Origin of the sequence: Vibrio sp. 070316B, assembly GCF_013114115.1 — a bacterium.
Classification (GTDB): Bacteria; Pseudomonadota; Gammaproteobacteria; order Enterobacterales; family Vibrionaceae; genus Vibrio; species Vibrio chagasii_B.
This window is the reverse complement of sequence record NZ_VTYC01000005.1, coordinates 21,635-46,940: the sequence shown is the minus strand read 5'-3', so window position 1 is coordinate 46,940 and position 25,306 is coordinate 21,635. Positions and strand designations below refer to the sequence as shown.

Annotated in this window: 18 protein-coding genes and 1 pseudogene; 10 read left to right on the top strand and 9 right to left on the bottom strand. The window is 41.4% G+C overall.

The window, feature by feature from the left end; all coding sequences use genetic code 11:
• Nucleotides 1–226 precede the first annotated feature (226 nt).
• The 4 genes from F0251_RS06180 (at nt 227) to F0251_RS06165 (ending at nt 6,392) form a co-directional block, all read left to right on the top strand.
• Nucleotides 227–793 carry a hypothetical protein gene (locus F0251_RS06180; protein WP_171730584.1) on the top strand — a complete coding sequence of 189 codons (567 nt, stop codon included), beginning with the start codon at nt 227–229 and terminating at the stop codon, nt 791–793.
• A gap of 361 nt (nt 794–1,154) precedes the next feature.
• Nucleotides 1,155–2,690, top strand: a complete 1,536-nt coding sequence (locus F0251_RS06175; RefSeq protein ID WP_061031555.1) for an EAL domain-containing protein — start codon at nt 1,155–1,157, stop codon at nt 2,688–2,690.
• A gap of 1,173 nt (nt 2,691–3,863) precedes the next feature.
• Complete coding sequence (locus F0251_RS06170; protein ID WP_171730583.1) at nt 3,864–5,348, top strand: hypothetical protein; 1,485 nt, start codon at nt 3,864–3,866, stop codon at nt 5,346–5,348.
• A 321-nt stretch (nt 5,349–5,669) separates the two neighbouring features.
• Nucleotides 5,670–6,392, top strand: a complete 723-nt coding sequence (locus F0251_RS06165; protein ID WP_105056967.1) for a metallophosphoesterase — start codon at nt 5,670–5,672, stop codon at nt 6,390–6,392.
• Between the two features lie 29 nt (nt 6,393–6,421).
• Here the strand turns inward: F0251_RS06165 and F0251_RS06160 are convergent, their stop codons facing one another.
• Nucleotides 6,422–7,348, bottom strand: coding sequence for a hypothetical protein (locus tag F0251_RS06160; RefSeq protein ID WP_061031901.1), 927 nt, complete (start codon nt 7,346–7,348; stop codon nt 6,422–6,424).
• Nucleotides 7,349–7,733: 385 nt separating this feature from the next.
• On the opposite strand from F0251_RS06160, the gene F0251_RS06155 reads away from it, so the two are divergent.
• Nucleotides 7,734–8,171, top strand: a complete 438-nt coding sequence (locus tag F0251_RS06155; protein ID WP_008223720.1) for a hypothetical protein — start codon at nt 7,734–7,736, stop codon at nt 8,169–8,171.
• A gap of 1 nt (nt 8,172) precedes the next feature.
• Nucleotides 8,173–8,349: a DUF1289 domain-containing protein gene (locus F0251_RS06150; protein WP_020477243.1), complete on the top strand. Its 177-nt coding sequence runs from the start codon at nt 8,173–8,175 to the stop codon at nt 8,347–8,349.
• An 8-nt stretch (nt 8,350–8,357) separates the two neighbouring features.
• Here the strand turns inward: F0251_RS06150 and rcnR are convergent, their stop codons facing one another.
• Complete coding sequence (rcnR, locus tag F0251_RS06145; RefSeq protein ID WP_008223718.1) at nt 8,358–8,633, bottom strand: Ni(II)/Co(II)-binding transcriptional repressor RcnR; 276 nt, start codon at nt 8,631–8,633, stop codon at nt 8,358–8,360.
• A 132-nt stretch (nt 8,634–8,765) separates the two neighbouring features.
• Nucleotides 8,766–9,656: a LysR family transcriptional regulator gene (locus F0251_RS06140; protein ID WP_171730582.1), complete on the bottom strand. Its 891-nt coding sequence runs from the start codon at nt 9,654–9,656 to the stop codon at nt 8,766–8,768.
• Nucleotides 9,657–9,772: 116 nt separating this feature from the next.
• Here F0251_RS06140 and accD point away from each other — a divergent pair, with 116 nt between their 5' ends.
• Nucleotides 9,773–10,636: an acetyl-CoA carboxylase, carboxyltransferase subunit beta gene (gene accD, locus F0251_RS06135; protein ID WP_171730581.1), complete on the top strand. Its 864-nt coding sequence runs from the start codon at nt 9,773–9,775 to the stop codon at nt 10,634–10,636.
• A 148-nt stretch (nt 10,637–10,784) separates the two neighbouring features.
• Here the strand turns inward: accD and F0251_RS06130 are convergent, their stop codons facing one another.
• On the bottom strand, nt 10,785–14,216 hold the full coding sequence (locus tag F0251_RS06130) for a hypothetical protein (protein WP_171730580.1): 3,432 nt from the start codon (nt 14,214–14,216) through the stop codon (nt 10,785–10,787).
• 436 nt (nt 14,217–14,652) lie between these two features.
• Entirely contained in the window at nt 14,653–17,172 is a 2,520-nt protein-coding gene (locus F0251_RS06125) for an FG-GAP-like repeat-containing protein (protein WP_171730579.1), read from the bottom strand.
• Between the two features lie 613 nt (nt 17,173–17,785).
• On the opposite strand from F0251_RS06125, the gene F0251_RS06120 reads away from it, so the two are divergent.
• Nucleotides 17,786–18,907, top strand: a complete 1,122-nt coding sequence (locus tag F0251_RS06120) for a methyl-accepting chemotaxis protein (RefSeq protein ID WP_171730578.1) — start codon at nt 17,786–17,788, stop codon at nt 18,905–18,907.
• 109 nt (nt 18,908–19,016) lie between these two features.
• On the opposite strand, the gene F0251_RS06115 is transcribed toward F0251_RS06120, so the two are convergent.
• Nucleotides 19,017–20,828: a PLP-dependent aspartate aminotransferase family protein gene (locus tag F0251_RS06115; protein ID WP_171730577.1), complete on the bottom strand. Its 1,812-nt coding sequence runs from the start codon at nt 20,826–20,828 to the stop codon at nt 19,017–19,019.
• A gap of 142 nt (nt 20,829–20,970) precedes the next feature.
• Between F0251_RS06115 and F0251_RS06110 the strand changes: the two genes are divergently transcribed.
• Nucleotides 20,971–21,426, top strand: coding sequence for an Lrp/AsnC family transcriptional regulator (locus F0251_RS06110; protein WP_171730576.1), 456 nt, complete (start codon nt 20,971–20,973; stop codon nt 21,424–21,426).
• A gap of 33 nt (nt 21,427–21,459) precedes the next feature.
• Here F0251_RS06110 and F0251_RS06105 read toward each other — a convergent pair whose 3' ends face one another.
• A complete protein-coding gene (locus tag F0251_RS06105) occupies nt 21,460–21,930 on the bottom strand; it encodes a hypothetical protein (protein WP_171730575.1) in 471 nt (156 codons plus the stop codon).
• A gap of 208 nt (nt 21,931–22,138) precedes the next feature.
• Here F0251_RS06105 and F0251_RS06100 point away from each other — a divergent pair, with 208 nt between their 5' ends.
• Nucleotides 22,139–24,625 carry an ATP-binding protein gene (locus tag F0251_RS06100; RefSeq protein WP_171730574.1) on the top strand — a complete coding sequence of 829 codons (2,487 nt, stop codon included), beginning with the start codon at nt 22,139–22,141 and terminating at the stop codon, nt 24,623–24,625.
• A gap of 7 nt (nt 24,626–24,632) precedes the next feature.
• Here F0251_RS06100 and F0251_RS24450 read toward each other — a convergent pair.
• Both F0251_RS24450 and F0251_RS06095 read right to left on the bottom strand, forming a co-directional pair.
• Nucleotides 24,633–24,893: pseudogene (locus tag F0251_RS24450) on the bottom strand (chromosome partitioning protein ParA); the annotation flags it as partial.
• Nucleotides 24,894–24,937: 44 nt separating this feature from the next.
• On the bottom strand, nt 24,938–25,294 hold the full coding sequence (locus tag F0251_RS06095; protein WP_116870391.1) for a hypothetical protein: 357 nt from the start codon (nt 25,292–25,294) through the stop codon (nt 24,938–24,940).
• Nucleotides 25,295–25,306: the final 12 nt, after the last annotated feature.

Here is a 25,306-nt window from a genome sequence, read left to right as displayed (position 1 = left end):
CCCATGTTCTAGTTCTTAAAAATCCCATGTACAGTTCCACTGCCTGTTTTTAGCGTGAGTTCATCTAGATGATTCAGCACCGCTTATACCTATTGAATTGAACTCAAACTTTCCCCTGCTTTTTGCACAATTGCATCAAGTGCACCACACTTGAAGTAATCAATTTTTGATTAATGCTTGGCCTTGGGCACGCCCTATTTAAACAAAACAATTAAGAGAAGTTGAAATGTTTAAGCAGATGATATTAAGCATTGCCTTGATGGGACTCACAGCACCATTACACGCCGCTCAATTGGTCGATCTAGTGAATCCAGAGTTTCAGATACCCTGTAAAGATGGTCCCGATGATATGGTCACCGGAATGCCAGGCCTAATTTCGGAGCTGTCCGATGTAAAATGTACGACCTACGGTCAAATACTAACAGCGCCAGAAGGCTTCATATGGAAGATTGCTGGTACCCATAACGGAGCCATGAGCCTTTTGGCTCAAAACGGCGTCGATGAGATCAACGAAGTTGGAAATAAAGCTTACTTTATCTCTATCGAGGGGAAGCAACTTAGTTATGATGAAATAGTGAATGTATTTGATACAAAACTAAGCGACGTTCTATTGCAAAAGACTAAAGAGCAGATCTTAGCTCAACAGGCAGAACTGATTGAAATAACGGCTATAAATAATAAAAAATCAATACAAAACGTTTATATATTCATGATAAAAAAATACACAATGGGGTTTGTTTGCACACCAAAGTGTATCAAGTGGGCATTTACCATTGAGGATTCATCTCTATAGACGGCCGCCAAATAACCTTAATATTAATAGTGATATAAGAAAACTGTATAGTTAATATTTTCCGTAAGGGAAATAATCTAACCTAATGCTGATTATTCTATGAAGAGTTACTAACGTACACCACATGTCTTTGCAGATAAAATAGGTAATATGTATTTTTCACTCACTATATGCTTCGTGTTGAACAATTATTTCTCAAAAATGAGAATGGACGACGTGGAATCAGCAGCGAATCTTAAGTGAAAGATTAAAATTATGCTTTATACTGATGTTTATGTATTCCTAACGAAGCACTTGGGTACCCAATCTCGTTAAATGCTCTTCTCTTAAAACAAAAAAGACTCAATTAACTAGGCCTTCTATGTTTGCAAACAAAAAAACTAGCCCAACAACGCTAGTATTTCTTTCTTTTATCCCTTGTGTCTTGGCTCTCACTTTTTTGTATCTCAATTTTGGGCGTTCACTGGATGAGCAAGCCAACCAGAAAGCAATGAATATTGTTCAAGAAGTAGATGAGATTCTTGAGTTTGGTAAGGAGACCAACACGAGTGCTTTAAAGCTATTGCTAAACTCTAATGCCTGTGAAGATGAAGCCCTAGCCCTTAGACATCTGGTAGCAACCATACCTTACGTACGAAGTGCCAATCTAGCGAAAGACAATGTTATCTTCTGCACCTCTATTTGGGGTGAAGGCAATTACAAATATGATCCTACCGCATACACTTCAGGACAATTACTGCTGCTTAATGGAAGTAATGTTGATACTTCTCACCCTCTTATCGTGGTGAGGTCAACGTTGGATGATCACGCGGCATTAAGTGGGATTGATAGCCTTTACCTAAGAGAGTCGCTCACTTCAGGCAGCAAGTTACGATCATTTATTGCGGTCGGTGATAAGTGGCTTGATAGTAAAGAGTTGACCGTAAAGACAAACCCAGTAGAAAAACTCATCTCTTGGCATCAAGTGTCATCAAAAGAGTTTCCTTATAGCGCACATGCAGGGTTTGCTTACCCTAATATGCTGACGGCATTCTGGGCCAAGGATAAACAATACATTGTAGCCATCATACTGCTGCAAACTCTGTTTGCCCTTTATCTTATATGGCTATCAAGGCGTCCCTCTAATCTATACCTCGAAATCGAGCGAGCAATGGAAAGAAAAGAGTTTGTCCCGTACGCTCAGCCGATTGTGGATAGTAAAACTCGTACAATACAAGGCATTGAGATCCTATTGAGGTGGAAACACCCCGTGCAAGGCATCGTGAGGCCAGATCTTTTCATTCCTAAGGCTGAAACCTCTGGTCTTATTGTACCGATGACACATCAATTGATGCGGCTTACTGCTATGCAAATTAAGCCTTTCATAGACAAGCTACCCAATGGTTTCCATGTGGGTATAAACATTTCACCCCAGCACTGTTCGAAAGGCACATTACTGGAGGCGTGTCAGGAATTTATCGATATTATTGACTGTGACGACATTACTCTAGTTCTAGAACTCACAGAAAGAGAAGCGCTAAACTACTGCGATTTAACCGATGATATTTTCGGGAAAATCAAAGCGCTCGGATGCAAGATAGCAATAGATGACTTTGGTACGGGTCACTCCTCTTTGGTTAACTTACAAAAAGTAGACCTCGACTACCTAAAGATTGACCAAACCTTTGTCCGAGACATTGGCGTTGACACAATAACAGGCCACCTACTTCAAAACATGATCACCTTGTCGCACGACTTATCTCTAGATGTTATCGCTGAAGGCGTTGAAACAGAGCAACAAGCAGATTATTTAAGAGAGCGAAGCGTCAGCTACCTACAGGGCTTCTTGTTCGCTAAACCGATTCCACTTGAAGAGTTTTTGAATAATGAAATGAACCCAGAACAAAGAGCTGAATAGGCAAAAGGACGAGATACTAGCGGCGGAAATATCAGCGCTAGATCAAACAAAATGTGCATATATCGGGCATTTCCTGTTCAAATATCACACTTTGCCAATTACAAATTTGCAACATCTACAACATAATGTTCACATTCAACCGTCTGCATAACCTTGTAGAATATCTTTACTATGAAATAAGGGCTTTTCATTTGTAATGATTCTTCTCGTTTGTATTTGCCACCCTTCGGGGTGGCTTTTTTTTATTAAAGCCTTAGGCCGTTTTCATGTCTTCGCACGTACTTACACCGAGCTAACTCGACGAATTTATCAATAAAAACTCTTATCTATTAATGCTTTACACACCATCAAGCTATCTAATACCCTATCCACCGAACCAAAAAATGAGGACCTATCATGTTAAAGTGGACCATATTATTTCTACTACTCAGCACAACATCTTACGCAGCGGCTTCACTAGATCCATTAGGTAATGGGAATATTCTTTAGTATTTCAGGACTCACTTAACTAATTGAGTCCCATATAGAGATACGTAAAAATTTCGAATAAACAAAAATAGATAAAGAATTAATAATTAAATAGCAGAATTTAAGAATCACGATCTGTTCCCTACCCACTGTATATCCACCCTATAAGCACGTAGGTTATTTAATTACCACACTTTCAATATGTACCATGGCATTTATAGAGCTAAACTCCAGATTATATTCCCAGTATCTAATATAGTCATTTGAACATGCAGCTAGATTTTTTAGAGCTTATTAAAAGTACGACCATCTGTTGCGTCAAAAAAAATAATAAGCGACAACTGGCTGACTAAATACATCAGAATAATTAAATCATGCTATAGCTATACACCGAATATATGCCGCTAGTTACTTAGAAATAGTCATTCAACCAATCATTTATAAAATATTAGTTTGCACAGCTGGCAACACAATAAAAATAACTATAATCGCGCAACTCTTTAACAAGCCTACAAAGGCATTTAAACAAAGCGTCCTAACTTACTCGTATTCATCCCAATATGTGAATACACAATGATTCCGCTCAGAATCATTGACCGCACACAACAAAACACCTGATTCCAATGTTGGTTTCAGATAAAAAATAAAGTGGCGGTTAAGTTAGAGAGAAGTATCAATCCCACAATCAAGAACACAAGTCAGCTCATGCAAAACAAGAACATTAAGAAATACACTATTTCAATCGCAGCAATGCTAACTATGGCCCTTACCGGGTGTGGCGGCGGCTCAAGCAGTGGAGGCTCGAATGGCGGAGGTTCAAACGGTAATGGCTCAATTGATCCAGCACCGCTTGTTAAGCTTCCAGCCCTCAAATCACTGAATATTCCCCAAACCAACTTTCAGACAATTAAGCCTTCCAATTTTGACATTGAGCCCGCAAGCAATACGGCATTAAATACGATGGCGTACAAAAGTTTACAAGGTGACGAGCGCATATTCGAAGTTGCCTTCCAGCCATGCGAACAGTGTGACGAAGCGGTTATGCCAACGGTTACACGTGTATTCGATATCAACCAAAAGTACACCATGTTTAATATGGACAACTCAACGGTCGCTTGGAAAGGTAAAACATATCATGGCAATTACCCTGTCATCATGGACAAAGAAAGTGGTCAGCTTTATCCCATTGTGATTGACGGTAAGGTATCGGAATTTGATGCTGAGTTACAAAACGAGAGCCCATTTCTTAGCCAACAGAAACAAGGTGACTTAGCACCAAATGAGACGCTATATAGCTTTGACATTACAGATGACGAGCATTGGCACACAAGAGGAATCTACAAAGCAGTGCTAAAAGATAATGCCTTTGTCTTCAAAACGTTAAAAAGTCGTGCGTATGCCGATGAACGAGACATACAGATAGACGCACAAGGTAACATTCTCGTCGACTACCAAGATCCACCAGAAGATCATGCTGTGAATTATAATCACTATGCCTATATCAAATCTTCAGATGAATATCAGGAACTAGACTATCACGATACGAATTCACGTTATGATTCCTTGAGAGTGGTTGATGGCAAACTAGCAGGGATCGACCGTACACAGCCAAACTACTTTTCATTTGTTACGCCAGTAGGAGACAAGCTAGCCTCGACGCAAAGCCAATACGACATTACTGGCTCTGAAGGGAATACCGTTAATACAAGTAAGCGCAGCCCACAAATTAATGGTTATGACATGAATATTGGATGCGTAGTAAATAAGCTCAATGAGAATAGCTACGACTACGTTGGAGAAAGTGCGCTGATAGACAAAAGTCGCCCCTACTCTTCATTCGATGCATTGAGAGCCTCGCAACATACCCTGTTTTGCGTCGATTACAATGAATCTTGGGTTAAGGAAGGGGTAACAGTCAAAGTATCGGCATTCGATACTGAGACTCAAACATTCTATGACTTTGATACTGGCATAGAGCTTAACAAAGACTTTTACGCACCAGACGTTGATAAATTAACCGCTATCGATGGCGCTGTCGTACAATCTGATCAAACGGTCATGTTGTACATGAATCGAATCAATAGTGACGAAATCGTAGAGTTTTACATCAACCCAATTTTAAAGACGGTTGACCAAAGAACAAATGATGGTTTTATCTCTCCAACGGGATTCGCTTCTTTAATCCACTAGGGTTGAATGCTTTCCTTCACTAGTTTGTGGGAGTCATTCTATTAAACCTACCTCACACAATGCCTGCTCATACAGCAGGCATTTTTGTACTAATCAAAACTCACGGGCGCATGGTGATTCAGGAGCTTAGGAGCAAAGAGTTACCAGATAACATAGCTGAACAATTTGTAGAAAATGGTAAGCTAATTAGTATCTTGTATGATTGGGCATTTAGATCCATAAAGCGAAACACGCTCTGGCTAAGCCATAAAAGGTAAGCACCTAAGGTAAAAGCCCTGCTTGATTATCTCACTCAAGAATTGAAATAACCGGACGCCAATAATGAACACCATTTACCAAATCAGTGACTGCCACCTCTCCGATGAATCCAGTTATGAAAACCTACGTCGAGCGCTTGAATACGTCAATAACGATCAAGAATGCGAAGCTATTTTCCTGACAGGTGACATTTGCTGTAACCCCAAACCCGGTGACTATACTCACTTAGAAACGTTCGTTCGACACCTTACCAACAAATCTATTTATGCGATTGCAGGCAACCATGATGACTCTCGCTTAATGCGTGCAGAACTTAAAGGTTCGACGATCTGCGTGACCGACAGAGCCAACGTTTGTGGGCGAGAGTTTGTGTTCCTCGATTCGAGTTTCAAACCCAAAGACAGCGTTCACCCGCTCGGTTCAGGGCGTATCGATAATCGAGGCCTGGCCCAGTTAAAGAAACAGCTGAGAAAAGCCAGTAACCCTATCATTATTGTTCACCACCCTATCATCCCTGTCGGTGCCGATTGGATGCAAGCAATACGTCTCGAGAACGATTTTTCCATAATGAAGGTGCTTCAGAAATATGGAGTACGAGAGGTGATTTGTGGACATGGGCATGATCAAATAACAACGACACAGCACGGCATTACTCAATATATGGCGCCTTCTACAGCTTATGGGTTCGACCACTCGATTGAGGAGTACAATCGCAGTGATAAGATTGGATTAAGCAAGATCTCCACATCGCAATACTCATTTGATTATCTGGCTATCTACCTTTGAATATTCGTATTTGAACTTGCGCGCTACCGCTAACTGGCAAGCCATTCATCTAACACGGAGATGAATTGGGGGTTTATAAGATAACCAATAGAAGCGTGCGGGTTACTTTGCCCGTCACACACATTGAGATTGTAAATTGGATAAATGTCTTTCATTCCACCAGCAATCAAATCCAGTTTGAGCATCTCTTGAAAGTCATTTTTGATTTTGCTGTCGTGAGAGATAAAGTCATCTTCAGCCGACAAGTTCACCCACCTATGAATATTTAAAGGGTACTTTTTCATGCCCTCTAAACGGCTCCCTTTCAAGCGCTCTTTTACACTCTCATCGCCTAATGGTGAACCTAACGTAACCAGAAGATCGATCTTCTTTTTAGCGCCGTAAGCGTTTCGGTACTCACTGTAATGGGAGAGTTTCCATAACACGTCATAACTGATCATTGTGCCAAGGCTATGTGCGACGATCATCACCTCATCTTGGTTATCTAGCGCCTCTCTCAGCTCCACCATTAATCGATACCTTACGTCGCTACCAAAGTAAGAGTCTTCATACCAATAATGACTCATATCGGGAGCAACTAATGCTATAAGTGGCTCTGCCATTTTCAAACGACTAAGCACAGAAGAAAAAGTATCCGCGAGCGCCTCTTGCAGGAACCCTGCCTTCGAAACTTCACCATACGTTTTCTTATTAAACTGATGGGAGGTGTACCCTTTGAGATCGATCAAAGCCTGTTGTCGGACAAGCGGCTCTTCAGTTGGCTTGTTCAATAATGTGTTTGATAAGTCGCCAAAATACACGAAACGCTTCTCGATATTCTGGAAAGCTTGGAGTGAATCAGAACCTTTACAGTCACGCTGTAATCCATGTTCGATAGCATCGTACCACAATGATTGAAGCGACTCCCTGTCAGGCTTTTGCCCCCGACCGTGGATAAATATAATTTTCTTTGCCATACCTGAAACCTCGTGTTCACTACCGACATTAATCATCGGGCGGCTATTTTCCTGAAAATTAACGAGGATAGAACCGATTAATCTCGCCTCCCTTGTTTTATTCGGCCTACATAACTGAAATGAACCCTCGTTAAACATCAACTTGTCAGTTTTACCGCGTAAATACCCCATACATAAGGGCCTAGAATCACATCGGGAATACAGCTAGATCAGGTTTATCGGTGTCCTTTCCAAGCAAGCTAATTCCGATTCTGGCACGCTAAGATAAGCTCTAAGATTCGATGATGTACGATAACCACATATACTAGGGGGTAGTATTTTATACTCAGGGGGAGTATAGTTTTTTCACGCACTGTCTCACAAACCACGGAAGAAGAGTTTCCATATGAAAGATGTTAAAGGTGTTTTCCGCAACCTAGAGAAGATGCTAAGAAAAGCAAACTGGTTCGAGGATGGTTGGGAGATCTATAACCGTGGAGAGTACCTTCAGTTATATAAAGAGACTTGGTTCAACCAAAAACAGGGCGGTATCCACTTTGAGACCTTTATCGAAGGGCCTCAAATTAAGCAAAAGGCCTTTCCTGTTTGCATGCATGCGGAAGAGGACTGCCCTTCCCAAGCGGAATTTATACGCCAGTTTAAAGCTCTAGAAAAAGATCGTATTGAAAGTTGGAAAGGCTACAAAACCCAAGACAACAGCTACGGGATTTGCCAGAGAACCTTACCCCTAAACTTCAAAAACCTAGAACAGCGTTTGTTCGAAGAATTCAACCGACTGCGCTCACTTGAAGCCAGTGTAGAGAAAGTACTAGATAGGCTCTAATATGAAAAAACAGAAAAGCCCTTGTATTGATATGTGCGATTTTTCACACGACAAAGGGTGGTGTTTAGGCTGTGGTAGAACACGAGAAGAGTGTAAGGCCTGGAAATCAATGAAGCCTTACGCTGTTAATGTTCTCAAGAAAGAACTAGTAAAAAGAAAGGCTCAAATGAACCGCTAAAACAAGCGCTATTTGATGTATGAATCTAATACTTTCAGTACCACTTCCATATCTTCTTCACGCTGAACTTTGTCATCTTCTAGTACCACATGCTCTAGAAGGTGACCTTTAATGACCTCTCTCATCAAGCCATTCACTGCGCCACGAATCGCTGCTATTTGCTGCAGTACGTCTTGGCACTGTTGCTCGTCGTTATCGAGCATCTTTTTTAAACCATTGACCTGACCTTGTATTTTACTAACTCGGGCCTTTAGTTTTTTCTGATCTTTGGCTGTATGTGACATAACGTAGGTACTCAAGGTAATTAAAAACAAGCGGTTAACTTGTAATGTAGCACTTTAGCGATACTGGGGGGTAGCTTTTCAGTACCCGTTATTACGCCCCTAGACAAGGGGGTGTTTAAATGACCTACTGATTTATTTTGCATGGTGCTGCAAGTGCTCGATAAAAGCAGGAACCCTCTTCGCTATATGTTTTCTTGAGGCATAAAACGCATACAGAACTATGTCTGCGGGCTGATATTCGAGCTCCACGATTTCTAATTCACCAGCTTCAACCTCTTCACGACAAAGCTCAGCTGGTAGTATCGCAAAGCCTAAACCGGCCAATGCTCCAGCTTTAGCAAGCTGACCACTGTTGACCTTAAATGATGATTTGACTCGCTGTGTTACCCATTCACCATGATCGTCTATAAATACCCAAGGCGTTCCGTTCAATGCGGTAAAGCTACTGATACAGGACACGTGTTTTAGATCTGTAATCTGAAACGGTTTTGAGCAGGTTTGAAGAAGTTTAGGTGAAGCAACGACTGCACTCGGCCAACGTTGGATTTCTTTGGCGATCCAGCTGTTGTCTTCTAACTTTCCTCGATGAAAACTGACAATAACGTCAAAGCCGTCGATCAAGTCCTCTTTTGGACTGATGCTGGTATCACAACACAGTGATATGGATGGGTACTGGTTGCAAAAGGCAATGACAGCTTGAGCTAATTCGGCAGAGTCCGGCATTAAGATGTTTAACTGCCCCTGCACCTCTTGAGAGTGTTGTGTGACCTCTTCTATCGCCTGGTTGAGTTTATCCAACAAGGGCTGCGTGCGCTGATAAAGATGCTCTCCAGCTTCTGTTGGAGCAATACGACGCGTGCTTCTCACAAACAGTCTTACGTCTAGTTGTTGCTCTAACAACGCAATATGTCGGCTAACATTTGAAGTCGGTAAACACAGAAACTCTGCCGCTCTTTTGAAGCTATTATTCTCATAAACACAATGAAAACTCTTTAGCCATTGCTGATCAATTTTATCCAGCATATCTCCTCACAGATAATCCCATATTATTGGATTATAAAGCCAAATATTGACACTTTATTACCAAAATCAGGCTTATACAATATTCATCACTCGAACGATGGGAATAAAGGTTATCCATGAGCTGGCTAGAAAAACTATTGAATAAGAATAACTTAAAAAGTAATCGTAAAGCGTCAGTCCCAGAAGGTGTCTGGATCAACTGCCCTTCTTGTACTCAAACCTTGTACCATATCGCACTCAAGGAAAACCTACAGGTGTGTCCAAAATGTGGGCATCACATGCGCATGACAGCACGTCTTCGTTTAGAAACATTTCTCGATAACAGCGAACGTACGGAGTTAGGGGATCAACACCATCCAAAAGATCTACTCAGCTTTAAAGACAACAAGCGCTATACCGAGCGACTGGCCTCTGCACAAAAAAGTACAGGTGAGAAAGATGCACTGGTCGTGATGAAGGGCGAGCTACTTGGAATGCCAGTTGTCGCATGTGCTTTCGAATTTGCTTTTATGGCAGGATCAATGGGCTCCGTTGTGGGCGCTCGATTTGTAGATGCAGTGAATAAAGCAATTGAATCAGACTGTGCCCTGGTATGTTTTTCTGCGTGTGGTGGTGCGCGCATGCAAGAATCACTCATGGCGTTGATGCAAATGGCGAAAACCAGCGCTGCCCTAAAACGATTGTCTGAAGCCAAACTGCCCTATATCTCGGTACTAACAGACCAAACCTTTGGCGGTGTCTCAGCCAGTTTAGCCATGCTGGGTGACATCAATATCGGTGAGCCTAAAGCGAGAATCGGTTTCGCGGGCCGAAGAGTCATTGAACAAACGGTACGGGAAAAACTACCCGATGGTTTCCAACAGAGTGAATTCTTACTCGAACATGGTGCTTTAGACATGATTGTAGATAGGCGTGACATACGTAAAAAAGTGGCAAGACTTATAGCTATGATGACCAATACCACTCATCAAAAAGCGTAAGCTGTAAAAGATATAGAGCAGCTCTAACCTCTATTTATATTTATATTTACCAGAATTGATTTAACCACTGCCCCACTCGATTACTTGTTCAGATGAGGCAGTGTAACCTAATAGCTCAGTGTCACTGCGGACACGAGTACGAGATCAATTATGCAGTTGCACTCTGATTTTGAAGATATTCAAGGTATTGATTTAAAACCTCTATATCATCAGAGCGCTCGAGTGCTTTGGCATGAGTTTTACGAATCGTATCAATGCTATTTTTCACATCTAAATATGATAAAACGGCTTGTTCGGATTCGATGGACGGTTTGACGTAAGCCTTAGTCCCCTCGAGCACATTGCTTAAATCTAAACGGCTCTCGTTGAACATTTGTTTCATTATCACTGCAGACTTAACCATACCAGAGCGGCCATCACCTAACGCACAATGGACTAACACATTCCCTTCGCGTGTACTCAATAAGTCCAGAACCCGATTCGCTAGACCATCGATATCTTCACTTGAAGGCTGTGTAAGGGCTTTGATAGAAAAGAAATCCTTGATATACGTCGTCTTGTTAGAGATATACTCGATATTGTAACTCGCTAATTGCTTGGTTAGCGATACGATCTCTCTTGCCGACATACCAGAATCAAGGGAGATCAATGCCGCGACATTGTTACGTTTCAGGTTCTCACAAAACGTCATCAGCTGCGCGCCAGTAGAATAGTTTTTATTAGGTCGGCCAATCGAACCAATTCTAAGCTCGGGGTGAATGTGGATGTTCTCAACTTTCCCCTTAGTGTTAGTAGCCTTTTGAACGACAGTTTTTTTGAATATCGGCTTCTGAACACCTTTTATCTTGTGCTTTGCAGGGGTAGATTGGCTAAACTTCGTGCCACTCCAGTCTACCTGGGTTGGTACAGTACCGAACTTTTTGATCTTTACTTCAACGGGAATCCCCAGCTTCGCCGCGGCAATAAACCTGTGCTGTCCATCCAGAATATGAATGCGGCCAGTTTGTGGGGAACGCCAACCAGAAATCAAAATCGGTTCATCCGCCTGCCTTACTATAGAAACCTTTTCATCGATGATAGATTGAAAAACTTCAGGCTGAGCTGGCAATGGAATCTTATTGTCCGATACGACTTTCCCAACAGGTCCTTTTCCATTAAAACACCAGTCAAACGTTTCAAGTACCACGTTTCCAGTAGAGGCACCGTAAGCACTATTCACTTTAAAGCTGCCCGCCCCACCACTTAATCCCATCGTTTTGATGGTTTCTAAACGTTCACTGGTTTCTTTCATGAACTTGTACTTTTTAATCGCTCTTATCTTATTTTTTAGATCGCCGATGGCATCGCTCGATATAAATTTAGAACGACGTATAAATTCGTCAGAGATATCGTTAACAACGCTTCTCATGAAGGCCGTTTTAGATAAACGAATCACTCTGATATTTTTCACTACACAAGCATTTACAATAACAGAGAGATTAACATCCAACGCCTTAGCGATCGGGGAAAAAATGGGAATGATGTCTGCTAGAAGTACAATTGAATCAAGCAAAATCGATTCAACATCTTGAATATCTACCTCATAATCAGGATCATTTATCATCTTCTGCGCGACTTGTAAGAACGGAACCTTGTTGTTTAATGCGGCTTCCATTGAGCTTTCAGCAAACAGAACTTCCTTCATTTCGACCAATTTGTCGCTAAGAGATAACTTAAATTCATTCGCAACCAGAGCTTTCAAAAGATAATTCTCTTGGAACTGTTTTTTGGTGCCAACCTTTTTAAACGACTGAGCAATCAGGTTAAACTTAAGGAGCGTCGTCTCTTGTACTGCGTCCCACATAAAGTTATCAAATCTATGATTGCGCAATAAGAAAGGTTTAGGTTGCTCCTGAGTATCGTCAAAACCTGTTGGAATGTTCAATTTTGAGAGGATAGCGTTTAACGCTTCGTAAGATACATCTTTCCAGTTTTCATCCGGTTTAGGCAACACTTCAATCAACTGAGTAACAAGCTCATTATCGGCCCCACCGAGGTAAGTCACTCGGTGATGGAATGCAAATGTGCTGACTAAGAAGTGACGATGGTTACTATCTTTAGCGAGCACAATTCTGCCGCTCATGCCTAGATGAGTTTGCAGCATCAGCACCGCTGGTTTTATCGCTAAAGATATAGCCTCTGTCGTCGGTGCAGACATAAACAAATTAGCAAGTAGAGCAATAAAAACCTTCACTGAATCATCACAGTTAGGAAATTTCTCTTCTACCAATCGATACGCTTCAGCAATACCCTCTGCTTTGCCAACCACATAGTCATCAAGAATATTTTTAATCGCATTCTTACTGTAGAAAGGCAATATTATATCTGCGGATGAAATGATGCTGACATTGCTATTCAAGTCACTTTGATAGATTGATTGATCACGAATCAGAGTGTTCAAATCCTGCTCGATATCAGAGTTTGTATAATCGACAAACTGCGCATAATATTGACTGTCCGAGTCGAAATTTTCTCTGCCTACTATCTTTTCAATAGCGAGAGTTGATTGACTTTCATCCCCTTCCAGTTCCATGACTTCAGAAAGTACACTAATTAAATGAATAACATCATTAAATCGTTCTACTACTTGGGGTTTTTCATAAACAATAATGTCGTCTAGCTTAATAGCGTCACTGTAAAATAACGCCATGGTATCCATTACCTGAAATTCTAGACCATCCTTAGACTCATCTCGGATCAGTACCTTCTTAGGTATATTATTTTTTAATAAAATTTGGTCGAAAGTTTCGTCCAAATAATCCAATGAAGTGCTCATCTCATCAGATATTGCTGTCATTTTCACCAAAGCTAAACGGAAAGCAGCTTTATCATCACCTTGAGAGAAAGCATGATAAATCTCTATTTCTCTCGTAGCATCATTAAGCACTTTAGTTATATTAAATTCATCTAAACTATCGTGAATATTTCCGCTTAACGCTCTTTGTACGATGCCGTTTACTTTTTTCTCTGAGATTTTAGCACCCGATTCCGGAATGAGCTTTATCTCTTCTTTGAAGCCAGTGCTGCTAATAGCGAACAGTACTTGCGACTTTTCTGCTTTAAGAAACGTGTAGATCAAAGCGCTTTCTAGCCTAAAATACAAACTGTTCTCATCGTACTTTAAACTTGTGATCGCACTGTTCAATGACTCCCCTAACAAGCCATCATTACGACGCTCGATAAGATCTTCGATATAAATCATTGTTCTCGCAATACTTGATTTCACAGCGAGGTTTCTAGATTTTTCATCACTTTTATAACGATAGCTGATCGTGTTCATCACACTTATTTTCAAGTTTTGTATGAAAATCAAGCTATTTAAATCATTAATCTTGCTGACTATATAGTGTCTTACGTAGTACTTATCATCGATAGCCTTGTAATCCTTTAAAGAAAGAGATTTATACTCAGCAATCTCCTTGTTAACAACTTCTAGAATTTGAGACATTTTTTGTATTTTTTCTAGGTTGCTATCACTATTTGAGCATATAACTTCAATTTCTTTAATATCCACATCTCTATGTGAACTACTTAATAACACAAGCTATTTCCTTATTGATATTTTAATTGGGATATTGATGATAACTTACATTATATATTTTTTTAAATACCTTTAATTATTTAAGGATTTATTAAATTAGTGATAAGGAAATTAGAAAAACACTAATTTAGAGACTAACTTAATTAGTGTTTAGTTTATTAGAAATGCATAAGAAATGAATTACACATTAAATAACCAACAATGTTCTAATTATCTTTAAACATGAATTTGAGGAATTTTATATAAAACATCAGGTAAGGTTATGTAGCCATTCCATGGCCACATAAAATAAAAGAAATATGGTTATAGGGGCTGAATTGTAGGGGCTAAAACACATCGCATAGAGAGGTTGTCCATAAGTCATAAATGACCTCTAACATTTATGCAGGCCCTCCTATTGAAAGGAGGGCCTTCGTAGCTATAGCGTCCCTTGTAACTATCGCGTCCCTTGTCTCACTTCTTGCTCTCTGCCGTTTAAGTCTCTATCAGAGTCACCGTATAGCACATGAACGGTACCGTCATTGTTGTTACCGCCGCTGCCTAGGTCTTCAAATGGAACACCTATAACCAGATCATCCTTGTCATCACCATCAAAATCTCCAGCCATCAAGCTGTAGCCAAACTTGTCGTCCTTTTCGACGCTACCAGTGATATTGTTTTTGTTTTGATTGTATTCACGGCTTCCGCTTAATCGTAAACCGTTACCAGAACCAAAGAACACATCCACTTTGCCTCCATTGTCCTTGCCCGCCAAGTCTTCCGTTGGTGAACCAATAGCTAAGTCTTGATAACCATCACCATCAAAGTCTCCGGTCGTTAATGCGAAACCAAACTTATCATCTTTTTCAGCGGAGCCATGCACACCTGATTTGTCTTGATGAATCTCACGAATGCTATTTCTTGAAGGGCCACTGCTTGTGCCTCTGAGCACGAAAGCATTTCCGTCATTATTATTTCCCCCAGAGCCCAAATCCTCGTATGGAACACCAATAACGAGCTCATCAATGGCGTCATTATTAAAATCGCCAGCTGCTAGCGTGTAGCCAAAATGGTCGTTCTTTTCAGCGCTACCAGCGAAACCACTTCTGTCACCATGGTAAAAACGATACTCCATTGTACGAAGACCTTGAGTGGTGCCAAATAATACGACAACCATCCCTTCATCATCACCATCACCTAAATCTTCATATGGCGCGCCAATCGCTAGATCGCCTAGCCCATCACCGTTAAAGTCTCCTGCCGCTAACTCATGTCCAAAACGGTCATCTTTCTCTGCTGCCATGCGCTCTAAACCGGAGCTATTTTGGTGGAATCTACTGATACGCTTCTTGCTTAGCCCATTGCTGGTGCCATAGCTCACATAGACTACGCCGGCATTATCTTTTGAGCCGATGTCTTCATATGGAGAACCGATGGCTAGGTCATCATAGCCATCCCCGTCGAAGTCGTGGCTGGCTAATGCGAAGCCAAACTTGTCTTCTTTTTCTTGCTTACCCTTACTAATATTGGCTTCTTTTAGCAATTGATAGCCTGAAGTAGTGAGTCCTTTGTTGCCCCCATACAGCACAGTGACCATACCAACATTCGATTTCCCATCGATATCTTCATTTGGGGACCCAATGGCAACATCATCAAAACCATCATTGTTAAAATCGCCGCTCGCTAACGCAGAACCGAACAGGTCACCGCCTTCAGTAAACATGCCGGACAATCCGCTAGAGTCTTGGTGAAAGCCTCGGGAACTCAACATACTCAAGCCTTTTGAAGGAAATGAATCACCTCCGTAAACCACCGTCACTGCGCCGGCGTCATTATCACCATTGATATCCTCAGTCGGGTAACCAACAAGCAGATCAGCCACGCCATCTCCGTTGTAATCACCACTAGAGAATACCTTACCAAATGAATCGTCCTTTTCAGCTCTACCACGAACCATGACATCTCGGTTATGCAAATTAAAATCAATAATTTTCCTGTTTTTACCTGCAGAAACGAAATCTCGTAAAACAATGTTCGAACGGCTTCCCTTGTGGTAATGATTGTAAAGCCAACCAATGGAGTTATGTTTAGCAGTTTTAGCATCATACTCTTTCAAGTTTGTCGAAAAACCCGTAACGTTTTTGCAAAACAGATTAATACTTAAGGTACATACTGCTTTACTGCCCAGGGTTTCAGCCACACCTTTGAGAATTACCTCCGCCGTGGGAGTAACGATATGCTGCTCCGTATATAGTCGATTGTTGTTTGTGCTTCGACTCTTAGCTAACTCCGACGAAATCCAATTTCCTATTTTATTAGGGTTTTGATAGATGCTTTCTTTGTAATAGCTTTTTAGACGTTGGCGCGGCCAAAAACTATCCCCACATCCAGACACACCTTTATCAGGTATAATAATTAAGTTTCCGGCTTTAATGAGGTCTTTGTATTTAGATGTTGGTTTTAACTCATTTGTGATTAGGTGCTTTGAGATGGCGTTGTTAGTACACAAGGATTGATAAAAATTATCAGTGTTAGTTACATTACGGACAAATGTAGACTTTATGATGACGATTTCGCCTCGGTTTTCGTCTAAGAACTGGCTTACCTCATTTAAAATATTGTCGATTTTTCCGTAAATAAGCGAGTGAGCGAAGTAATACTCCCCTCGGTCTTCATATATTCTCAAATCTAAAAAGCGAGTACCGGCATTCAACTGCTTTCTTACACTCAAGTCTTGTGTTTCAGACCAGTCTCTTAGTTTCGAAAGTGGGAAATTAACGCCGGCTGCCTTTTTACTATAGTTTTGCGCGTCGTAAGCACCGCTATCGTGGCTCCCCGGAATAACAATATTGTTAAGCGGAGTGTCTCGTCTTGTGTTACTGAAAAGATCCTCCATCCACCTCTCGGTGCTATAACTCAAGGCAGGTTGAGAGTTCAAAGCGAGTATAGCCGTTAAAGCTAATGTCTTTAGTTTCATTTTTCTTAATCCATTAAAGTTCGATATGAGATATTTTTAGCTATGATCATATCTACTATTGAGTACATGACGTCCCATATACGAAGTATTTCCTGTCACTATAGAATGCTTATATCCACATTATTTAAAGGGAACCAACATCTTATTATTGACAACAAGAATAATTAACAAATAAATAATAAGCACAGAGAATGTTAAGATCTTATTTATTCATTAGCAAGCCTATTGCAATGTGAATGTCAGAAAGATTAATAATGACAACCAACTTAATAAGAACTGATACTAAAGAGCATAAATTAATAGCCCGCTAAATTAGAGAGGTCTAATTTAAAAGATAATTAAGACTTAACATTAATAATGCTCATCAATGTAAAATCACCTATTAAGCTGCATAATAAGAATGACCATAAAATAGATAGCAACCTAAATATTCAGACAAAAAAGTGATTTACTAGTCATTAATCAACCTAGACAAGATAATAAGGCTAACAACCAAATAATATTTTGTTACAATCCAACCGACAATTATTACCTTTAAAACCAATACCTTATCACCATAAGTTACATTATTAGCCACGTAAATAGCTTCCCAGTCTATACATATAGGTATTTTATGTTTGGAATAAAACGAATAAAACTAGACAACCAATCACTTAAAAAGGAACTTGCCGAACTAAAAAAGAAGCATGAATCTGATATTAATGCTCTCGAAATGGAATTAAATAAGTCGCAAAACCTCGCTCAATCGACACATCAACAACATCACAACAGCAGTCAAATGATGTCTAATTGCTTGAAAGGTGGAGATATGCTCAAAACCATTCAAAAAGAGATGGTTGAAAGTGCGAAATCTATGGCTCATGAAAACCAAGAGCTTCAACAGCTGGACGATATGTTTAAACAAACACATCAAGCATTGGTGCGCCTAGACAACCGAGCAATCAAGATCAGCGATCAGGCATCTCAAAGCATTCAATCTGTCGATATATTGGATCATACGGCTGGCGCTATTTCTAACCTGGTATCGACTATCCAAGAGATTTCAGACCAAACTAACCTTTTAGCATTAAACGCTGCTATTGAAGCCGCGCGCGCAGGTGAAGCTGGACGCGGATTTGCAGTCGTCGCTGACGAAGTAAGAACCCTTGCGGGTAAGGCCAGTGAAGCTAGCGAAAAAATTGACTCATTAGTAAAGCAAGTTTTGGGGCAAGTAAACGCGATAAAAACCTCTATTGGAGAGAACCAAGTTTGCGCAGAAGAAGTATCAGCGTCTTCCGCGCAAATAAGCTCTATTGTTAACGAAGTGGTTGTGAAGTCAGAAAACATGAAGCAAGTTATTCATATAGCTTCTACCCGTGCGTTCTTAGACTCGGTAAAACTCGACCACGCTATCTGGAAAAATAATACCTATCGCCTACTCCAAAGCGGTGCTTTTGGTGAAACTATCAATACTCATTCAGAGTGTCGTCTAGGCCAGTGGTATTATCGCGGTGATGGTAAGGCTTACAGTCATATGAGAAGCTATCAATTGCTTGAAGAGCCACATAAACAGGTACATGACAACGGTCGAAAAGCCATGCATCAAGCAGCGTCAGGGAATAAAAAAGGCATAATCACAGCGGTTCAAGCGATGGAAGATGCGAGTATCCAAGTCGTATTCCAAATTGATCGTTTAATGAATGAAATTATAGAAACTGAATCCAATAAAGAAAATGCACGACTTAGTTGGGCGTAACTTGAAGCATAAGTCTCCACAATAAACAAATAACACCCGATCGACTATCCACTCGATGGGGTGTTTTTGTTTGCTGACATAATTCCTTTTGGTAGAATTTTAACCACCTTTACTGACTAAGCTGTCCGAACTTAGGCAGACTCTTCACAAACCTCTGGTGTACATCCATATAAGTTTGCATATAGATTTCATCGATATTGTCATCACTCGGGAAGCTCGATGAGAAGTCTGTGTGTTTACGGTCAATCGATAACTTAGCCGCCTCGATAATATGTGCAATAAACATGCGAGGATCTTCTAAACCAATCGAGATACGCATAGTCGTAGGTTTAATGCCTGCTTCATTAAGTGCCTCGTCGCTCAACTCTGAGTGAGTGGTCAATGCAGGACACAACGCCACCGTATTGGTTTGCCCAAGGCTTACTTGCATACCGATAGCGGGTTCAAGCATATCGAAGAACTGCTTGAACCCATCTCGATTGATTGGTGCACGGTCGCCATTACCTTCCATATCGATAGTAAACAGCGCGGCGGGTAGCCCCAAGTACATGTTGTTTTGGCAGTGCTCATAGTTATCGCTGTCTGGTAAAGCGGGACATGAAACATTGATGTCTGGGTGAGCATCAAAGATCTTCGCCAGCGTCAGTGTATTAATCGTTTTCTGCACCACACGCATCTCATAGGTTTTCATGCCGTTAAGCACTTCAAACGCTTTGTCTGCATCTAAGAATGCGCCTTTAATGTAATACACATTCCAGAACAGGGTTTCGTTCCAAGGAATCGTCGCCTCATCGCCATTGGGCTTGGTGAAAGTGACATCCTCTCCTTTTGGCACAAACATGGTCTCGTTGCGCCCAATCACAACACCTGCTGTGGTGGTGCCAGAACCGGCAAGCTCTTTGGTATACGAGTGAATCACATAATCTGGCCTTTCCATCACATCATCGCGTTTTAATACTGGGTGCAGCAGTGGTGTGCCCACTGTCGAGTCAACAATCACATCCCAACCACGAGAGTGACCGGCTTTACTTATACTCGCAACATCTAATACATAGCCGTGCGGGTTACACGGTGACTCAAGGTAAACGTAGATTTTCTTGCCTACAGCGAGGCGATCAGCATATTTATCGGCAACCTCATCAAGCCGAGTCGCAAACTCATCTCCGGAATAACCATCCACCCACTCTACCGCGACATTCAAGTTCGACGGCTTACCGAACCAATCTTCCAACAGTTGGTACGACCCGCCATAGATGTTGCGTGAAGCCAACACAATATCTTCATGACCAAGTAAATGGCTCAACAGCCCATCAATAGCCGCCATACCTGAATTAAAGTTCCATGCGAGGTACTCATTGGCTCTTGAGCCTGCCTCTAGATCAACCATGTGGTTCGCAAGTGAAATCGATGTCGGGTTGAGAAGTCGAGAATAGATATCGTGCAGTGGCTCTTTACCGTTGAATGCGTCTTCAATCCATTCAGTACAGGCAAACAAATAGGTCGCGGTGCGAGTAATGACAGGGCTTGCGGAAAATATAGCCGCCACATTGTCGAAAATCGGATACGCGCCTTTTGAGGCAAAATTACCATTGTTAGTCGCTATGGATTGGTAAGTCGCGCGCATTGGGTTTTGTAGGTTATCGAGGATCTTAGCGATCTGGAACGACAGGAAACGTTTGGCGTTAAACCAAGCGATACGGTCACTCTTATCCAGCTCTGAAAGGCCATCAACCGTCAATGCCCAAAGATCGTGTGTCTTGGTATTGGCTTTGTACAGTGTCGTCGCTAATTCCACCAGCGTGGTGCCGTAATCGCTGCTTGGATCAATACCAAAGTGTTTTGCTTGCTCAATGGCGAGGGCTTCTGCTTGTTCGTGTTTGGTGGTTTTACGTAGGGGGCTAAGTTGCGTTGAAGTATTCATAATTGCTAAGTCATTCCATCCTTGTTGTACCTCCTTTAATTTTAGTGTTACATAGATGTTAAATATTGCTATTTGCGAAGTAAGACATACACTTTGAGCAATAATATTGCCAACTACGGTCTAATATTGATGGAATATGCCAATGGATGAGATCGACAAAAAGATACTGGCTGAACTGCAAAGCAACGCACGACTCACCAACCAAGAGTTAGCCGACCGCGTCGCGCTTTCTCCCTCCCCTTGTTTACGCCGAGTTCGAGCATTAGAGAAACAAGGGATCATCCGTGGCTATCACGCCAGTGTCGACCAAGAAGCGTGCGGCCTGCCCGTAAATGTGTTTGTGTTGGTGAAGCTTGAAAAGCCGACTGAAGAGAACATGCGAGACTTTGAGCAGCACATTGAAGCGATTGATGAAGTGTTAGAGTGTTTTTTAATGACGGGGAATCACGACTACCTATTGCATGTAGTAAGTGAATCTTTAAAAAGCTACGAGCAGTTTATTCGCAAGCATTTAACTCGCCTGCCCAATATTGCTTCAATTGAATCCAGCTTCGCGTTTGGACAGGTAAAGACAAAAACCAAGTTACCCGTAAGGTAAGTAAATCCACATTAACGCAAACTGAGAGACCATTTAGCCGTTTGTTTGTGCCATTGCCACAAGTTGCGTCACTTTAAGATCTATTTGTTCTACAACCCCTCTTACAAACTGGGCCCTTTCTCTCTCTGGCAGATCTATTGCACCAGCCAAATTGGGGATAGCCCAATGGAGCCTATGGGGTACGTGAGAGCAAAACAAGTTCACACATCCAACAAACAAGTGACACTGCTCATTACTTGCTTGGTCGCAAAGCGTAATCACGTAGTCAAATTTTTCATTAGTCTTTTTGTATTCAAATACTGTTTTACTCTCGCCAATTATTGCAACGTCAAGCATGTTAGACAACTCATCTAAGAGAACTTGGGGGGTTGGTCCTGGCTCAAAACCACAACAGCTAGCGTGTATCACCCCATTAGATTGCAGCTCGACAATCGCTTTAGCGATAGCCGCTCTTACACCTTTCTTCACGCACACAAACAGAACTTTGACGGGAGTGGCATCCATACTTAAATGACCCTTTTTGTATTGGTTTTCTATATTAAACATAGATATTTAAGGAAGTTTTGCAATAACTCGGCGAATCAAGGGCTATGAGAATGGAACTAGTCAGCACCCATTCTATTCGACAAAACGGATAAACAAGCCCATAGACAAGATATCTATCCTATATTTTTCATATAACTCCAAAAAATAACATGGAAGTCATTTCAGCATGACCAAGCTATCTTCTATTAGCCCCAAAGTGTTGCTTGTACTCTTTCTCTTGCTTACGTCTTTGACCTACGGCGGCATTTCACTTTATGTACTCTCTAATCACAGCCAATCGACCGTCAAACAACTGCAAAGCGGTAACAGTAGCTTCGAGCTTGAGTCTGCCAAAATTTTTATGGAAAAGTATCTCGAGGTTGCAGAAGACCGCATTGTTTTAGCTTCGCAATACCAAGGGGTCATCGACGCAGTGTCGGTCTCAAATATAGAACGGCTCTCATTTCATCTTGAGCGATTCAAGGGGCAGAACCAGTCAATGCAATTTGCCGTGCGAGACCGTACCGGCCAGCTGTTGTTTGAAGATACATTTCGTCATCCCGCATCAAAGCAAGAGCAAGCTATCTTTGACGCGATAGCGAATCAGGAAGTCGATGATCGTATCCTTTACCTTTTGCATGATGATGCTAACCATATTTGTATCAAGCTATTTATGCCGTTACTTCAAGGCAGCGATTTCGTAGGCGTGCTATATGGTGAAACCGCTGTCGATTATGATGATTTCTTTGGCTCGTTTGTCACGAACCGAGAGCGTTGGTACGAGCTCAGTCAAATAAGCTCACCGATCGCATCTCTTATTGAAGAAGATAACTCGCATACACACTCTCATGGCCATCATTCACACATACCAATTAAAAATAAATACAGTGAAGAAGACTGGCTATTGACTCAAACGGCTTTAACAAGAGGTGATTTAGTATTGACTCAAGGGGTAAGCCGCTCTTTTGTTACCAACCAGCTGTTAAGCTTACAGAAGGAGCTGATAAATGGGCTTTTGATTGTATTAGCACTCAGTTCAATTTTAGTGTTTTTTATCGGGCAAAAATTATTCGTTAATCCCCACAAAGAATTGGCTGGTTCCAAAAAGCTCCTAGAGGAATCCAACAAACGACTAGCAGAGCAAGAACGTGAAAGTCACCTTCTTGCCACCGTAGTCAAGACAGCCAGAGATGGCGTTGTGATAACCGATAATAAAGGACGTATTGAGTGGGTAAACAGTGCTTTTGAACGAATGACAGGTTACCGCTTAGACTCCATCAAAGGGTTAAGGCCAGGCTCATTTTTACAAGGTGAAGAGACTTCTGTTAGCACAATAAATCGAATAGGTTCTGCGATTCAACAAGGAAACCAAGTTAAAGCAGAAATATTGAATTACGCGATCGATAAAACGCCCTACTGGATTGATATTGATATCGTACCTTTACGCAACGTGAAAGGTGAAGTTGAACGTTTTATCGCCATTGAACGTGATATCACAGAATTTAAGCAGCTTGAGAAGGAATTAGAAGAACAGGCAAACAATGCTCGCCAGGCGAATGATGCAAAATCACTGTTCTTGGCGACAATGAGCCATGAAATTAGAACTCCAATGAATGGCTTACTGGGTATTCTACAGATGTTGGTAGAAGACTTGGAAAAAGCTGAGCAAAGGGAGGTTCTTCAGTTAGCACTTGACTCAGGCGAGCACTTAATTGCCATTCTTAATGATATTCTAGACTTAGCCAAAATAGAGAATGACAGTTTAGAAATTGATCCACACTCATTCAAAATGTGCGACATCACTAACCCCGTGTTAAACACTTATCAGACCTTATGTTCAGAAAAAGGGATTGAGTTCTCTTTGCGAGATAACAGTAATGCATCCTCTGCCTACAGCGGCGATTCAGTTCGGATCCGACAAGTCATTCTAAATTTAGTTGGGAACGCATTGAAGTTCACAGCGAATGGTTCGATCACTGTCAGTATCAACCCATTAGATCACTCCGCGATGGAATTTACGGTAGAAGATTCAGGTATCGGCATCCGAGCTGAAAGACTGAGCTCAATCTTCAATGAGTTTGAGCAAGCAGACGTCTCAACGACTCGGCATTATGGTGGGACCGGACTTGGGTTGGCAATTTGCCATAAACTTGTGACCTTGATGAACGGTAAACTTATTGTACAAAGCGAGCTTGGTACAGGAAGCAAGTTCAGCTTTGTTATAAACCTACCATCAATTAAGGCCGAAGATGATAAGCATCCAATAACAGAGCAAATCGACCTGTCTCCATTTAAGATTCTAGTGACAGATGACAACAAAATGAACCTTATTATCGCCAAAGGATTCTTGGATAAATTAAACGTTGAGTGCGTTACCTGTAATAGTGGCTATGAGGCTTTAACACACTTAGAAACCGGTCGTTTCAACCTATTTATTATTGATAACCATATGCCGGAAATGAATGGTTTGGAAACGGTTCGAAAAATACGACAAGCTGGACATGACGATCTTGTTATCTTTGGTTGGACTGCCGATATCATGCAAACATCAACTCTAGCTTTCATTGAAGCAGGCGCAAATGAAGTGTTAACGAAACCACTGATTAAGTCAGACTTAGTGGAAGCACTTTCTCGTTACCTCAACCAAATAAAACCCATAGATAGAGCAAGCTAGCCGTCGGTTGCCCTGTATTGGTTATATCTCTTACGGGAATACCAACAAACTCTTTACAAGCGAGAACTTTGTTATGTTTATGGCTAATCGCTAATGCCTTTTTTATATTGGCGCTATTCTTTACACTCCAGCCGTGATACAGACTCTCTTGTGCGTAATGGGCATTTTGTTTTAAGGCTTTTCGGACAGGCTCGGTCACTTCTAACACATCAATAAACGCCTCAATGTCATCACGGATACCATCATTGTTTACATCCGTACCAGTAAGATACCGAAGATATAAATAAAGGGAGATTAAGGCAAAGTTGTTACCTAAAAACTACTAAACGACTGAGGAAGGCACTGCTCTTCATCCCAATCTGATAGCTCAATGTTGATCAATGATTTGCGCTTCTCATTACACAGTGAAGCGATATTGATGATAGGAAGTTGGCTACGAAACTGGGCGGTGAGTATCACCTTTTTACTTTCGTTAAGGCCGCTTCGGCATTGCGCCAAAATCGTGTCTGTCTCTAGTTGATGTGCGTTCTCGATAACCTGAATATCAGCGTTTTTTTGATAGTAACTTGTGAGCCAAGATATCGCCTGCTCTTCTATGCTGGTAAGCACAATGACATCTTTTGTTGCCATCAAATCGTTGAGTTCAAGTTGTTTGAGTTCCGTTTCCATAAATACTCTCTT